We start from the raw sequence: 16,124 nt of genomic DNA on the forward strand, positions 1-16,124 counted from the left end.
CTGGGTACCCGCGTGCGCGGGCACGACAATCAAAGGCAAAGACGCTGGGTACCCGCGTGCGCGGGCATGACAACCAAGGGCAAAGACACTGGGTACCCGCGTGCGCGGGCACGACAAAGAGAAGATCGCTGGCACGACACGCGGGTGCGACAGGGGAAGCTGCGGTAATTAACTGCTGCGCTGTTGCTGCTGCACCCGCCATAGCGCGGCGTAGTGGCCATCGAGATCCAGCAGCTGTTGATGGCTGCCTTGCTCCACCACCTGGCCTTGGTCCAGCACCACAATCTTATCGGCATCCACCACGGTAGAGAGTCGGTGAGCGATCACCAACGTGGTCTGCTCACGGGCAATCTCGCTCAGGGCAGTCAGGATGTGCTGCTCGGAGTGGCTGTCCAACGATGAGGTGGCCTCATCAAACACCATGATCGGCGGATGCTTAAGAAGAGCCCTGGCAATGGCCACCCGCTGCTTTTCACCGCCGGACAGCTTCAAGCCACGCTCCCCGACCAAAGTCTGGACACCATCCGGCAGACGGGCAATAAACTGATCCAGATGGGCCAGGCGAATCGCCTCACCCACCTCTTCATCGCTGGCCTCAACACGGCCATAACGGATGTTCTCCAAAATCGAGGTGTTGAACAGCACGGTATCCTGGGGCACAACCCCAATGGCTCGGCGCAATGAGGTTTGTGAGACCTTACTTACCGACTGGCCATCAATACGAATGCCCCCATCGGTAATGTCATAGAAACGAAACAGCAGCTTAAACAGCGTCGACTTGCCGGCACCGCTGCTGCCGACAATCGCCACCTTCTGTTTCGGCTCAACCCGAAAACTTACCCCTTTTAAGATCGGCCGTTCCGGATGGTAGTGGAAATGCACGTTATCGAACTCGATGGCGCCCTGCCCCACCTGCAATTCGGTGGCGTCGTCGGCATCTTCCACACCCGGCTTGCGACCCAGCAGATCAAACATTTTCTCGATGTTGGCCAAAGAGCCTTTCATTTCCCGGTAAACAAACCCAAGGAAATTCAGCGGCATGAACACCTGCATCATAAAGCTGTTGATCAGCACAAAATCACCTAGGGTCATGTCACCGTCGACCACGTCCGATGCGGCCAGCACCATGGCGGCGGTCATCGCCAGCGCAATGATCAACGCCTGGCCGCCGTTTAAGGCAAACAGCGACAGCCGGTTACGCCGCCGAGCCTGCTCCCATTGGGACAGCTCATTATCGTAATGGCGGCTTTCATGCTCTTCGTTGGTGAAGTACTTCACCGTTTCAAAGTTCAGCAGACTGTCGACCGCCCGGGTGCTGCTTTGAGACTCCGCCTCGTTCACCTGACGGACAAAATCGGTGCGCCACTCGGTGGCAACCACCGAAAATCCGATGTAAGCCACCACCGCCACCAGCACAATAAGCGCAAAGCCGACGTGGTAGTTCCACCACAGCAACCCCACCACCAGACCAATCTCCAGTAGCGTCGGCACAATATTGAACACCATAAACCGCATCAAGAAACTGATGCCGTTGGTGCCCCGCTCAATATCCCGCGAAACACCGCCGGTACGGCGCTCTAAATGGAACCCCAGATCCAGTTTATGGAGGTGGCGGAACACCTTCAGGCCAATGCGGCGCATCGCCCGCTCGGTAATGCGGCCAAACAGGGTGTCACGAAGCTCTCCAAACAACACATTGGAGAATCGAACCAGGCCGTAAGCCAGTAGCAGCGCCAACGGAATGGCCGTCGCCGCCGGCACATCGCCAACGCCATCCAGGTTATCGACAATGTGTTTCAGAATGAACGGCAGGCCGACACTGGCCACCTTGGCGCCCACCAGGCACGCCAGCGACAACCCGAGAATCAGTCGGAACTCCAGCAGGTAGGGCAACAGCGACTTCAGTACGCCAAAATTAACACTGGAATAGGGGGTGACCGACTTGTACCGACGACTCATGGACTCTGCCTGCTGATAACCGATTGTAAACAAGCTACATTATCCGTGAACTGCCGCGAGAATTCGCCCTAAACGTGATCTTTCTTATCTCCTGCGTAAGAAAAAATGCCACTGCCGGCCACGTCCTGAAAATTCACTGCTAGGGTTAAATTAAGGCTCCAGGGTAAAAGGACTTATCCATGCTTAAATTGCACCATCACGGTGCGGCCAGCGGCGTCACCGGCTCTTGCCACCAGCTCTATCTGGATGACCAGCACTCCATCCTGGTGGATTGCGGCTTGTTTCAGGGTGAAGATTTGGAAAGACGCGCCCCCGGCGAGCACCATATCGACTTTGACCTCAGCCAGGTACAGGCGCTGATCGTGACCCATTGTCACATCGACCATATTGGCCGCATCCCCTACCTGCTGGCCGCTGGGTTTCGTGGCCCCATCCTCTGCAGCCAGGCCAGCGCCTACCTGCTGCCGCTGATCCTGGAAGATGCCATTAAATTGGGATTTACCCGGGATCGGACTCTGGTGAGCCGCTTTTTGGAACAGATTCGCTCCCAGCTGCAACCGCTGGATTACCATCACTGGCACGCCCTGCCCGCTCCGGCCGTTGGTATGGTGCGCCTGCGTCCTGCCGGGCACATACTGGGTTCCTCCATCGTAGAGGTGGCCCTGCCCAACAAGAAACGGATTGTGTTCAGTGGCGACCTTGGCTGTTACAACACGCCGCTGCTGCCGGATCCCGATGCCCCAGAGGCGGCCGACCTGCTGGTGCTGGAATCGACCTATGGCAATCGAAGCCACGAACACCGTGCCGAACGCAGCCAAAAGCTGAAACAGATTCTGCAATCCACCCTGGAAAACCGCGGTGTCACCCTGATTCCGGCCTTCAGCATTGGCCGTACTCAGGAGCTGCTGTACGAAATCGAAGATCTGCTGCATAACCTCAACGGCGACCAGGCCATGGCCCAGGTTCCTATCATCGTTGACTCGCCTCTGGCGGCCAAAATCACCACCAGCTACCGCCAGCTGCAGCACCTTTGGGATAAAGAGGCCAGGCACAAAATCTCCAGCAATCGCCACCCGTTGGACTTTGACCACCTGATCACCATCGATGGCCACCGCCAGCATCAGGAGTTGCTGAACCGCCTGCAAGTCAGCGCCGAACCCGCCATCGTGATTGCCGCCAGCGGCATGTGCAGTGGCGGACGCATAGTTAACTACCTGAAAGCCCTGGCACCGGATCCCCGCACCGACATCGTGTTTGTCGGCTATCAGGCCAACGGTACCCTGGGGCGGCGCCTGCAGCAGCTCAACGCTCCCACCGAGGTTGAGATTGATGGTCAACCCACCCGAGTAGAAGCCAGCATCCATACCCTCAGCGGCTACTCCGCCCACGCCGACCAGCCAGATTTGATCCGGTTTGTCGCCAGCATGGCGTTTCCTCCCAAGTGCATACGCTTAATCCACGGCAGTCCCGTGGCCCAAAAAGGGCTGGCCAACTGCCTCAAACGCACCTTCCCCGGCATAAAAGTGGAGTTGGCCGCTACCATGGCCAGCGCTCCGGTAAAAGCCAGCGTGAGCTCGACGTAGATCGCCCTGCGAACGGCTAAGGGCAAGGTCAAAGTCAAAGACACTGGGTACCCGCGTGCGCAGGTACGACAATCAAGGTCAAAGACGCTGGGTACCCGCGTGCGCGGGGACGACCAACCTCCCCCGTCGCCCTTGCGAACGCGAGGGCCCAGTGGCTTTAAAATGGAAAGACACTGGATTCTCGCCTGCGCAAGAATGACGAACAGGCAAAATCAAAGACGCTGGGTACCCGCGTGCGCGGGCACGACGGAGGGGTGGTTAACCCGCACCACTAACGAACAGCCCCAACTCCGTCGCAACCTCGATAGGTCAAATTAACTTCAAAACCATCCAGTTCGCACCGTCGCCCTTGCGAACGCGAGGGCCGACCTACCTCCCCCGTCGCCCTTGCGAACGCGAGGGCCCAGTGGCTTTAAAAGCGGTTACGGGCAAGGGCAAAGTCAAAGACGCTGGGTACCCGCGTTCGCAAGAATGACGGAAGGTCAAAGTCAAAGACGCTGGGTACCCGCGTTCGCGGGCACGACGGTGGGTTGGTTGGAGTGCAGTGGTAGCGGGCACGACGGAGGGTTGGTTGAATATTGGCGAGACAGCAACTCTGATGGCGACCACTGCGCTTACCGTGTCCACCACACCCCAACCGTGTCGCCCTTGCGAACGCGAGGGGCCAGTGGCTTTAAAAGCGGTTACGGGCAAGGTCAAAGACGCTGGGTACCCGCGTGCGCGGGCACGACGGAGGGATGATTAGAGTGCAGTGGTAGCGGGCACGACGGAGGGTTGTAGCTTACTCAGTGCAAAGTCGATATTGATGGCGACCACTGCGCTTACCGTGTCCACCACACTCCAACTGTGTCGCCCTTGCGAACGCGAGGGGCCAGTGGCTTTTAAAGCGGTTACGGGCAAGGGTAAGGTCAAGGTCAAAGACGCTGGGTACCCGCGTGCGCGGGGACGACCAACCTCCCCCGTCGCCCTTGCGAACGCGAGGGCCCAGTGGCTTTAAAATGGAAAGACACTGGATTCTCGCCTGCGCAAGAATGACGAACAGGCAAAATCAAAGACGCTGGGTACCCGCGTGCGCCGGTACGACAATCAAGGTCAAAGACACTGGGTACCCGCGTGCGCGGGCACGACGGAGGGTTGATTGGCGTGTAGTGGTGGTGGGTAGGACGGAGGGGTGATTGAGTATTGGTGTGGCAGCAACTCTGATGGCGGCCTCTGCGCTTACCGTATCCACCACACCCCAACCGTGTCGCCCTTGCGAACGCGAGGGGCCAGTGGCTTTAAATACCTCAAAGACGCTGGATACCCGCGTTCGCGGGCACGACAATCAAGGTCAAAGACGCTGGGTACCCGCGTTCGCGGGCACGACGGAGGGTTGGTTGGTGTGTAGTGGTACTAGGTACGACGGAGGGTTGATTGGTGTGCAGTGGTGTAGCACCAACTCTGATGGCGACCACTGCACTTACCGTGCCCACCACACCCCAACCGTGTCGCCCTTGCGAACGCGAGGGGCCAGTGGCTTTAAATACCTCAAAGACGCTGGATTCTCGCCTGCGCAAGAATGACGGAAGGTCAAAATCAAAGACGCTGGGTACCCGCGTGCGCAGGTACGACAATCAAGGTCAAAGACACTGGGTACCCGCGTTCGCAGGTACGACGGTCAAGGGCGAAGACGCTGGATTCTCGCCTACGCAAGAATGACAGAAGGTCAAAGTCAAAGACGCTGGGTACCCGCGTTCGCGGGCACGACGGGCAAGGTCAAAGACGCTGGTTACCCGCGTGCGCGGGCACGACAATCAAAGTCAAAGACACTGGGTACCCGCGTTCGCAGGTACGACGGTCAAGGGCGAAGATGCTGGATTCTCGCGTGCGCAAGAATGACGGAAGGGCAAAATCAAAGACGCTGGATTCTGGCGTTCGCAAGAATGACGGAAGGGCAAAGTCAAAGTCGCTGGATTCTCGCCTACGCAAGAATGACAAAAAGAAGGACGCGGGCACGACATGGCTGGATCAAAAAACGCGGCCTTGGCCGCGTTTTTTAAAGAAGGAACTCAATCAGCCCAGGTCGACTGATTTCAGGTACTCTTTGAACTGTTCTTTCATGCCTGAGTGACGCAGTGCGTACTCTACATTGGCTTTCATGTAACCCAGCTTGTCGCCACAATCGTGAGATTTGCCGGACATCTGGAACGCCTCGACGTTTTCAGACTCCATCAGCATGGCGATGGCATCAGTTAACTGAATCTCGTCGCCGGCTCCTGGAGGGGTCTTCGCCAGCAGTGGCCAAATGGTAGCTGGCAGCACGTAACGGCCCACCACGGCCATGTTGGAGGGCGCCACGTCAACGGCTGGCTTTTCAACCACCCCTTTCATGACCACACTCTCTCCAGGACGCAGGCCGGAGGCATCACAATCAGCAATGCCATACTTAGAAACATCTTCAACCGGCACCGCTTCCACCATAATCTGGCTGCGGCGGGTGTCAATGAAACGCTGCTTCATGGCAGCCAGGTTCTCAGACTTCTGATCCGCGGTGTACTCATCCAAAATCACGTCTGGCAGCACCACCGCAAACGGGTTGTCGCCCACCAGCGGCTTGGCGCACTGAATGGCATGGCCCAGGCCTTTTGCTTCACCCTGACGCACGTGCATGATGGTCACGTCTTTCGGGCAGATGGCCTGCACGGCTTCCAGCAACTGCCGCTTTACCCGCTTCTCCAGCGTCGCTTCCAGTTCAAACGAGGTGTCAAAGTGGTTCTCAATGGCATTTTTAGAAGCGTGAGTCACCAGCACAATCTCTTTAAAGCCGGCTTCGACACACTCATTCACAATGTACTGAATCAACGGCTTGTCCACCAAAGGCAACATCTCTTTGGGGATGGCTTTGGTCGCCGGCAGCATGCGGGTACCCAGACCGGCAACGGGGATTACAACTTTAGAAATCATATCAGTACTCAAGAAATTAGATCATGCCACTCACGGCAGCAGAAACACTGCTGCCATCGAGCTCTTTCAGACAAGGCATTACCAATGCCAAATTAGTCACTGCCAAACAGGTCGCGGGTATACACCTTGGCTTCGACGTCTTTAATATCGTCGGTGAGGCGGTTGGCCACAATCACGTCAGACACCTTCTTAAACTCCTCCAGCTCGTTAATCACACGGGAGTTAAAGAACTCGGCCTCTTTCAGCACCGGCTCATACACCACCACTTCAATGCCCTTGGCTTTGATGCGCTTCATCACGCCCTGAATGGAGGAGGCACGGAAGTTGTCGGAGCCGGCCTTCATGATCAGGCGGTGTACGCCGACAACCTTGGGCTTTCGGGCGATGATGGCATCGGCGACAAAATCTTTGCGAGTGCGGTTGGCATCGACAATGGCACTGATGATGTTATTTGGCACATCTTCATAATTAGCCCGCAACTGCTTGGTGTCTTTCGGCAAGCAGTAGCCGCCATAGCCAAAGCTGGGATTGTTGTAATGGCTGCCAATGCGCGGATCCAGCCCCACCCCCTCGATAATTTGGCGGCTATTCAGGCCATGGGTTTCGGCATAGGAGTCCAGCTCATTGAAGTAGGCGACCCGCAGTGCCAGGTAGGTATTGGAGAACAGTTTTACCGCTTCCGCCTCGGTGCAGTCGGTAAACAGGACTTCAATCTCTTGCTTAATGGCACCTTGCACCAACAACCCGGCGAACACCTCGGCCCGCTCGGAGCGCTCACCGACGATGATCCGGGATGGATACAGGTTGTCGTACAGCGCCTTGCCTTCGCGCAAAAATTCTGGCGAGAAGATGATGTTGTCGCAACCAAACTTCTCTTTTACAGATTTGGTGTAACCCACAGGCACGGTGGATTTGATGATCATCACCGCTGTCGGGTTAATGGCCATCACATCCTGAATCACCGCCTCGACAGAGTTGGTGTTGAAATAGTTGGTCTGCGGGTCGTAGTCGGTGGGTGTGGCAATAACCACGTACTCGGCACCGGCATACGCCGCCTCTTTATCCATGGTAGCGGTAAAGTTCAGGGCTTTGTTGGCCAGAAAATCTTCAATCTCGGCATCGACGATGGGAGACTGTTTGTTGTTCAACATGGCCACCTTGTCGGCAACAATGTCCAGCGCTACCACTTCGTTGTGCTGTGCCAGCAATACCGCATTAGACAGACCGACGTAGCCGGTGCCCGCAATCGCAATTTTCATCTACTTTAATCCAATACTTTCAATAGATTGCAAGCAAGCCAATCGCCGCTCACAACAAAACAAAGAGCCGGCCATCTTAACAATGTGCCGGCCACTAAAATGAGATCTTTACCCAAAAACACTCGCTAAAGAGGGGTTACTTGTAACCATTGGGGTTATTCGATTGCCAGCGCCAGGTGTCGGCGGTCATGGCATCGACGCCGCGCCTGGCAGTCCACCCCAGCTCAGCCTGGGCCTTGGCGGGATCGGCATAACAGGCGGCAATGTCGCCAGGACGTCTGGCCACCAGTTGGTAGGGCACTGCCTGGCCGCTGCCTTTTTCAAAGGCCGACACCATCTCGAGCACGCTGTAGCCGGTACCGGTGCCCAGATTGTAGATCACCACCCCGGGCGAAGACTGCAGTTTATCCAGCGCTTTGAGGTGACCAATGGCCAGATCCACCACGTGGATGTAATCGCGCACACCTGTGCCGTCGACGGTGTCGTAGTCGTTACCAAACACCGACAGGTGCTCACGCTTGCCCACCGCCACCTGGCTGATAAAGGGCATCAGGTTGTTGGGAATGCCGTTAGGATCTTCACCAATCAGGCCGCTTTCGTGGGCGCCCACCGGGTTGAAGTAACGCAGCAGGGCGATGTTCCAGCGGCTATCGGAAACGTGCAGATCCTGCAGCACCCGCTCAACCATGTACTTGCTGGTGCCATAGGGGTTGGTGGTGCCGCCCACCGGCGAATCCTCCCGAATCGGCAGGCTGGCTGGGTCGCCATAGACGGTTGCCGACGAGGAAAATACCAGGTTGAACACGCCGGCTTTGGCCATCGCCTCACAGAGGCTGAGGGTGCCGGTGACGTTGTTCTGGTAATAGCGCACCGGCTGGGCGACGGATTCACCCACCGCCTTTAATCCGGCAAAGTGCACCACGGAGCCGATGTCGTGAGCGGCAAACACTCGCTCCAGCAGGGACGAGTCCAGAATGTCGCCCTGATAAAAGGTCACGCTTTTGCCGGTGATCCGCTCAACCCTACGCAGCGACTCTTCACAGCTGTTGCTGAGGTTATCCACCACCACCACGTCTTTTTCTGCATTCAGCAGCTCTACCAGAGTATGGCTGCCGATGTAACCGGCGCCGCCGGTGACCAATACCGCTTTAGACATTCAATTTATTCCACGTTATTTATTACACACTGCCTTTTTCACACCGAGCTCAGTACAGCAGACCATACTGACTATAGCCTAGTGCATTCCGGCAACGGAGCCACTCAGGCAACGGAGGTACCGACGTTTGGCATCGACTGAACCACCTCGATGAGTGCGGTGGTCGAAATAGAGGGGGTTCGCGGAAGGTAGATGACCTGACACAGATCGGCAAGATCGTCGAACTTGCCCTGCCAGTCATCGCCCATCACCAGCGCATCGGCCTGATAGCGCCTGATGTACTCACGTTTTAACTCGAGGGACTCTTCAACAAACACCTCATCGACGCAGGCCAGGGCCTTGATGATTCGGCACCGATCCACTTCATTGCAGATGGGGTTGCGGCCCTTCTTGGTGTAATTCAGCTGGTCTGAAGACACCCCGACCGTCAGATGGCCGCCAGCCCGCCTGGCTCGCTCGAGCAGGCGCAGATGGCCGACATGAAACATGTCGAAGGTCCCAAAGGTAATAATTCTCATAATCTACGTTAACTCAACAGGCAGTCCACGACCCTGTGACTGCATTGCCCATCGACCCTGCCCACTAGCTGTGCGGTCAGGCTATGTCTAACATCCCGTAACTGGCCGGGGTTTGCAAGCTGATGCGCTATGGCACCAGCCAGATCGCCGGGGCGCTCCACCACGGTCGCCAACGGCTTGTACTGGTTCAGCTCCGGTGCCATTCTCTGCTTCAAGCGAAACTTTAACGGCCCACGATAGGTCCAGCGCAGGTGATAAAAGTCGCACCATATCACTGGTTTATCCAGCGCGGCAAACTCCAGCAGCGTGGAAGATGCATCGCTGACCAGCAGATCCGCCACCGACATGTAGGCGGTAATGTCCTGATCCGCCACCGGCACCAGATGCACATTGGGGTATTTGGCCCAGGCGTGCAGCCTTTGGCTCTGGTTACGATAACGCTTTTTGGTCAGCGAAAAGTAATGCGGCTTGATGATCATGTTGTAGGCCGATAACTGCTGTGGCCAGTCCCGCGGCAGAGCTTCAATGCTGCTGGGGAAAAACGTCGGCGCATACAGCAATGTCGGCTTGGCGGCATCCAGCCCTAAGGTGTGTTTCAGCCTTTCACTGTTATCGGCATTGACGATTGAATCCAGCTTGGCGTAGCCGGTATCCACAAACCGGTGCTCGGGATAACGCGCCTGCAACTGCCGCAGCCGGTGCTGGCCTTCGACAAAGCGGACATCGACCCGGCCTTTGGGCATATCGAAGTAGCAAGCCTTGGGGCCGATGCCATGCTGCATCAAGGCCACTTTGGTGGCTTCCGGCATGGAAGAAAACTGCTGCTGAGTGTTACCAAAGACAAACCAGTCGGGCTGATGCTGATGGCACAAGGCTTCCACCTGCTCGGCGCTGCTTACCCAAAATACCTCGATGCCGGTTGCTGCCAGAGCCTGACGGTAACCGGGCATTAACTCCGGATCGATGTGGTGGCAGACAAAACGAACTTCACCGCCCCGGGCTAGCCACTCCTTGGCAACCGGCAGGTACTGGGGCAGATAGTAGGGGTACAACAATTCAAAAAACAGCAACCTTTACAATCCTAGGGGTCTGTGGAGTTCGGTGAATGGCAGCCGCGACGCTGCCACACTGTATTAAGCTACGGAATCTACCCGTGCGACTTCATCGGCGATGGTTTGTGCCAGCGCTCGCACCAGAACCTCGTCTTCGCCCTCGACCATGACCCGGATTAACGGCTCGGTGCCGGACTTACGCAGCAATACCCGACCACGACCGGCCAGCTCCTGCTCAACATTGGCAACCGCCTGTTTTACCGACTCCGCTTCCAGTGGGGCGGTATTACCGGAGAAGCGAACATTGATCAGCACCTGGGGCAGCATGGTCATGCCGGATCTGGCCTGTTCCAAGCTTTGGCCGGTTTCTGCCAGTACCTGCAGCACCTGCAACGCCGCAACGATGCCGTCACCGGTGGAGGCGTGATCCAGAGACAGAATGTGACCGGAATTCTCACCACCCAGGGTCCAGCCCTTCTGTTTCAGCAGCTCGACCACATAGCGATCACCGACTTTAGAGCGGGCAAACTCGATGCCACGCTCTTTCAGTGCCAGCTCCAGGCCCATGTTGGCCATCAGGGTGCCGGCTACGCCGCCAAACTGGATGCCCTTCTTCTGCCAGTGTTTGGCCAGGATGAACAGAATGATGTCGCCATCGAGCTTGGTACCGTCACCGTCTACCATCATCACCCGGTCGCCATCGCCATCGAAGGCGATACCGAAGTCGGCGCGCACTTCCACGACCTTTTTCTGCAGCGCATCGAGGTGGGTAGCGCCACATTGGGCATTGATGTTGGTGCCGTTGGGCTCGTTACCGATGGTGATAACCTCGGCACCCAGCTCGGTAAATACCGGCGGTGCCACATGGTAGGTGGCGCCATGGGCGCAATCCAGCACAATGCGCAGCCCTTTCAGGCTGTATTCACGGCTGAACGTGGCTTTGCAGTATTCGATGTAACGGCCGGCCGCATCGCTTACCCGGGTGGCGCGCCCCAGTTGCTCGGAAGGCACACAGTCCATCTCTTTGTCCAACCAGGATTCGATCTCCAGCTCGACCTCGTCGCTGAGCTTGGTGCCGTCGGCGGAGAAGAACTTGATGCCGTTGTCATGGTATGGGTTATGGGAGGCGCTGATCACCACACCGGCTTCACCGCGGAAAGTGCGGGTGAGGTACGCCACCGCCGGCGTTGGCATCGGCCCCAAAAAGGCCACATCGATACCGGCAGCAACAAAGCCCGCCTCCATGGCAGACTCCAGCATGTAGCCGGAGATGCGTGTGTCTTTGCCAATCAGCACCCGACTGTTGCCCTGGTTGGCCAACGCCTTGCCGGCGGCCCAACCCAGCTTCATTGCAAACCCAGGTGTGATTGGGGACTCCCCAACCAAACCGCGCACACCATCGGTACCAAAGTACTTTCGAGACATAAGAAACTCTATCCGTTAAAACTAGGTCAGCACCCTGCTCGACCTAAATACAAAATGTCACCACGCACACCATGTGCACAGCGACCAAATTAGAAAGAAACTACATACTAACATCAATCACTGACGTACCCACGACGCCAAGCCTATCGCGCTTTAGCAGTTAACCGTCGTGCCCACCCTTCGTCATTCTTGCGAACGCGGGTACCCAGCGTCTTTGACTTTAGCCCTTAGCCCTTTGGGTTTTAGACTTTGACCTTGACCGTCGTGCCCGCGAACGCGGGTACCCAGTGTCTTTGACTTTAGCCCTTAGCCCTTAGCCCTTTGGGTTTTAGACTTTGACTTTGACCGTCGTGCCCGCGAACGCGGGTACCCAGCGTCTTTGACTTTAGCCCTTAGCCCTTAGCCCTTTGGGTTTTAGACTTTGACCTTGACCGTCGTGCCCGCGAACGCGGGTACCCAGTGTCTTTGACTTTAGCCCTTAGCCCTTAGCCCTTTGGGTTTTAGACTTTGACTTTGACCGTCGTGCCCGCGAACGCGGGTACCCAGCGTCTTTGACTTTAGCCCTTAGCCCTTAGCCCTTTGGGTTTTAGACTTTGACCTTGACCGCCGTGCTCGCGAACGCGGGTACCCAGTGTCTTTGGCTTTAGCCCTTAGCCCTTAGCCCTTAGCCCTTAGCCCTTAGCCCTTAGCCTCGGGTAACGCAAACACTATCCGGCAACCTTAGATCTCCAACCAACCCACCGTCGTGCCCGCGAACGCGGGTACCCAGCGTCTTCCCGCCCCTCGTCATTCTTGCGAACGCGAGAATCCAGTGCCTTTAGCTTTTGGCCTTAGGGCTTTGACCTTTGGGTTTTGGACTTTGACCTTGACCGTCGAACTCAGGCCTTTGCCCTTGACCGTCGTGCCCGCGAACGCGGGTACCCAGCGTCTTTGACTTTAGCCCTTAGCCCTTAACCTCGGATAACATAAACACTATCCGGCAACCTTAGATCTCCAACCAACCCACCGTCGTGCCCGCGAACGCGGGTACCCAGCGTCTTTGACTTTAACCCTTAGCCATAAACTATAAAACTGAGCCCTACCCCTCAAACAACTCAGCAGGAACCTTCAATACCACCTTAACAACATCACCAGGTTCACCAACGGCTCGACCGGTAACGTGAATCTCATAAGGTTCAAAAACAGCAACATGCCCGGCTGTCAGCTCTTGCAACTCAAGCTCACCAGCAACATCAAACAACTGGTAGTCGTCCTTATCGCAGTAATCACCACTAGGGGCTGCATCCCCTTCAGCAACAACAGCAACGCCATCGCCACCTTGGACCACCACGTGCACATCCACCACTCGCTGGTGGTTTTCAGCAATAACAGGAGCCGATGAATCTTTGGTTACATAACGAATCCCAATGGCCTTAATGGCCGAACCCGGAACCTCAAAAAGACCCGCAGGAATCTCACCCAAAGACAACACATGGCGAATGCACTTACCAACCTCTTCAGGCAAATCCGCGCACGAGGAAATCTCAAACAAATGCATAACGCCCCCTCTTAAAACCGAACCTTGAGAACCAAAGAGCTCCAAATAAAGTCGTCTTTCCTACCGGAAGGTGACACACCTTCGCTATTAATAGATATATCGGTACTGGTCCAGTTCAGTTCGCCAGACAACGCCCAACGATCACCTAACAGCCACAGCAACCCGCCCCCCAAACCATATCCCCAGCCGGGTTCTTCACGGTCGTATCGAGCAGCACCGCCATAAAAGCTAACTGCCCATTTTTCTGCAAACTGATAGCCAAACTCTGCAACACGCCACATCATCAGGTTCCCCGTTGCTCCAGAGCCCATAATGTCATCTGGCACAAATTCTATCGCCGTGCCCATACTCCAGGTATCAGAAACCGGTTTAAACACGCCAAACTGCAAGTTGGGACGAACACTACTATCAGTACCTTTATCAGCATTATCTTGATAAAGGTAGGTGCCGCCCAGTCCAGCCTGAAATGCCCAGTCGGCCATAGCAAAAGGCGATACAATTAAAGCCACCACTAGAAATAAAGCTCTCATCATTACCACCCTAAGCTGATTTCACCGCGAACAAAGCTATCGTCATAAACTGTCTGACCACCGTAAATCCGGTAGCCCCAGTCTTGATCATTCCAGCGACCAAAATAACGGACATCCAACTCTCTAGCCGTTGTATAGGTTTGAGTCGAGTTATTGTTATCATTCTTCATTTGACGATAGACAAATTCATACCTGTCTCTGTATCCACGCTGCCAACCCAGTTTAACCATATTGGCTGTACCAGGAACACCATCTTGATCATCACGATTATTGGCGAACCAATGACCCATGCCGACACCATCGTTGGTGTAACCATTTTTATAAATATAATGATTATACCAAGCATTTTGCCATTGGGTAAATTCATAAGTAAACGACCAATCTCGACCTAATAAATACTCAGGAAGAAACGGGATACTAAGTCCGCCTGAAACAGCGATGTTACCCAGTCGCCAATTGGAATGACTTGCGGTATCTTCACCGGCATACTCACCGTAAATAGAGAACGGTGTATCACCTTGAAAATTAAGACGGGTAGTAATAGACGCTTGTTGATTACCAAACTCACACAGATTTTTTTGCTCGGATTCGCAATCATCAAAACCATCCGATGCATTATTATCGTTTGAAACAGGATCCCAAAAAGCATCCCAAATAGACCTTAAACTTACCTCACGAGACCCACCACCAAATTGCATGGTTCGATTTGCGCCGATAGTCCACCCTTTAACGGGCTCAATGCTCAAATGGGTCATCAAAATTGCGGGGCGACCGGACTCAACTTCATCACCATACAAAATCGTATCATGCTCCTCTAATCGGGTAACTGATACTTCATAATGCAGGTTCCATAGAGTCTCAAATGCAACTGGGTTACTAATACCCACTGAAAATGATGGACGAGCATTGGTAGACATTAACATTGCAGAATCAGAGAAAGGCGACAACCAATGCTCTCTATACCCAAAATCTACCTGAAAGCTATCCCAACCAATAGCTACATAGGAGTCAACCGGCAAAAGGTCATCAGCACCATCCTCACCATCAAAAGCCAGCCCACCAACCGAAGCAACCAGCCAATCTGAGTACTTATATTGAACAGACGCCGATACACGATAAGCTGATGAAGCAGTCTCACCCCTACTGTTCGGGATGACCTGTTTATGATCCGGTTCGGCTGCTGCAGCAACTGATACTTCTGCTCTTTGGATTACGCCACTTTGTTCGTATGGCAATAATCCACTATCAATCTCATGGTATAGACCTGGGACTTTCTCTCTAATAAGCTCTAAATAGGATCTAACCTGTTTTACGTTATATGGTTTCTTTACGACGGGCATATCAGAAACCACTACCAGTTGATCAATTCGCCCATTTAGATAATCATCTTGTAGGCTAATGAAGGTACTAGCTGCTTTCGCCTGTGCAGAAGCACACAATACAAAGGCAACTCCGATGCTTATAGACTTCATTTTTATCCTTGCCTAACTAATATTTCGAATTGTTTCTTCTAGCTATTTGTAGAAATCCAAATACCAGTCGGCGAATCTCTGCAGGCCATCGGCCAGGGAGGTATCCGGGCTGAAGCCGACCGCCTGCTGCAGGTTATCGGTGTCGGCGTAGGTGGTGTACACATCACCGGCCTGCATTGGCTTCATGTTGAGCTTGGCGGTAACGCCCAGCGCCTGCTCCAGGGTGCGGATAAAGGTCATCAGCTCTACCGGTTGGTGGTTACCGATGTTGAACAGCCGATAGGGCGCACTGGAGCGGTCCGGGGTGGCGCAGTCGTTGCTGTCGTCCCGTTCCGGCACCTGCTCCATGACCCGCACCACACCCTCGACAATGTCATCGATGTAGGTGAAGTCCCGCGACAACTTGCCATGGTTAAAGACATCGATGGGCTCGCCGGCCAGCATCTTCTTGGTAAAGCTGAAGTAGGCCATGTCCGGCCGGCCCATGGGGCCGTAAACGGTAAAGAACCGCAGTCCGGTGGTGGGCAGATCGTACAGGTGGCTGTAGGTGTGGGCCATCAGCTCGTTGGACTTCTCGGTGGCGGCGGACAGGCTGATGGGGTGATCGACCGCATCGGTTTCACTGAAGGGCACCTTCTTGTTCATGCCGTACACCGACGAAGAGGAGGCGTACACCAGGTGCGGTACCTG

Annotated in this window: 12 protein-coding genes; 1 reads left to right on the forward strand and 11 read right to left on the reverse strand. The window is 55.2% G+C overall.

The genetic code is table 11. The annotated features are described in order from the left end of the window. Positions 1–168: 168 nt before the first annotated feature. Positions 169–1,959 (reverse strand): ABCB family ABC transporter ATP-binding protein/permease, encoded by a 1,791-nt coding sequence (locus BLT77_RS19480; RefSeq protein ID WP_090368466.1) that lies wholly within the window; start codon positions 1,957–1,959, stop codon positions 169–171. Positions 1,960–2,138: 179 nt separating this feature from the next. Between BLT77_RS19480 and BLT77_RS19485 the strand changes: the two genes are divergently transcribed. Beyond that, positions 2,139–3,542: an MBL fold metallo-hydrolase gene (locus BLT77_RS19485; protein WP_090368468.1), complete on the forward strand. Its 1,404-nt coding sequence runs from the start codon at positions 2,139–2,141 to the stop codon at positions 3,540–3,542. A 2,052-nt stretch (positions 3,543–5,594) separates the two neighbouring features. Here the strand turns inward: BLT77_RS19485 and galU are convergent. The 10 genes from galU to BLT77_RS19535 all read right to left on the reverse strand — a co-directional run. Beyond that, positions 5,595–6,485, reverse strand: a complete 891-nt coding sequence (gene galU / locus BLT77_RS19490; protein ID WP_090368470.1) for a UTP--glucose-1-phosphate uridylyltransferase GalU — start codon at positions 6,483–6,485, stop codon at positions 5,595–5,597. Positions 6,486–6,577: 92 nt separating this feature from the next. After that, the gene (locus tag BLT77_RS19495; RefSeq protein ID WP_090368471.1) at positions 6,578–7,744 is read right to left on the reverse strand and encodes a nucleotide sugar dehydrogenase; all 1,167 of its coding nucleotides are present in this window, start codon (positions 7,742–7,744) and stop codon (positions 6,578–6,580) included. A gap of 136 nt (positions 7,745–7,880) precedes the next feature. Further along, a complete protein-coding gene (galE, locus tag BLT77_RS19500; RefSeq protein ID WP_090368473.1) occupies positions 7,881–8,900 on the reverse strand; it encodes a UDP-glucose 4-epimerase GalE in 1,020 nt (339 codons plus the stop codon). 104 nt (positions 8,901–9,004) lie between these two features. After that, positions 9,005–9,421: an FAD synthase family protein gene (locus tag BLT77_RS19505; RefSeq protein ID WP_245710005.1), complete on the reverse strand. Its 417-nt coding sequence runs from the start codon at positions 9,419–9,421 to the stop codon at positions 9,005–9,007. 5 nt (positions 9,422–9,426) lie between these two features. After that, a complete protein-coding gene (locus BLT77_RS19510) occupies positions 9,427–10,488 on the reverse strand; it encodes a CDP-glycerol glycerophosphotransferase family protein (protein ID WP_090368476.1) in 1,062 nt (353 codons plus the stop codon). Between the two features lie 63 nt (positions 10,489–10,551). Continuing rightward, positions 10,552–11,895 carry a phosphoglucosamine mutase gene (gene glmM / locus BLT77_RS19515; protein ID WP_090368479.1) on the reverse strand — a complete coding sequence of 448 codons (1,344 nt, stop codon included), beginning with the start codon at positions 11,893–11,895 and terminating at the stop codon, positions 10,552–10,554. 1,078 nt (positions 11,896–12,973) lie between these two features. Then, entirely contained in the window at positions 12,974–13,432 is a 459-nt protein-coding gene (locus BLT77_RS19520) for a YhcH/YjgK/YiaL family protein (RefSeq protein ID WP_090368481.1), read from the reverse strand. An 11-nt stretch (positions 13,433–13,443) separates the two neighbouring features. Next, positions 13,444–13,965, reverse strand: coding sequence for a hypothetical protein (locus BLT77_RS19525; RefSeq protein WP_090368483.1), 522 nt, complete (start codon positions 13,963–13,965; stop codon positions 13,444–13,446). Then, on the reverse strand, positions 13,965–15,434 hold the full coding sequence (locus BLT77_RS19530; RefSeq protein ID WP_090368485.1) for a capsule assembly Wzi family protein: 1,470 nt from the start codon (positions 15,432–15,434) through the stop codon (positions 13,965–13,967). The genes BLT77_RS19525 and BLT77_RS19530 overlap by 1 nt, the downstream gene beginning before the upstream one ends. 42 nt (positions 15,435–15,476) lie before the next feature. Next, positions 15,477–16,124 (reverse strand): NAD-dependent epimerase/dehydratase family protein (locus BLT77_RS19535; protein ID WP_143026689.1); only part of this gene is annotated, 648 nt, incomplete at its 5' end.

Origin of the sequence: Ferrimonas sediminum (assembly GCF_900100175.1) — a bacterium.
GTDB classification, from domain to species: domain Bacteria; phylum Pseudomonadota; class Gammaproteobacteria; order Enterobacterales; family Shewanellaceae; genus Ferrimonas; species Ferrimonas sediminum.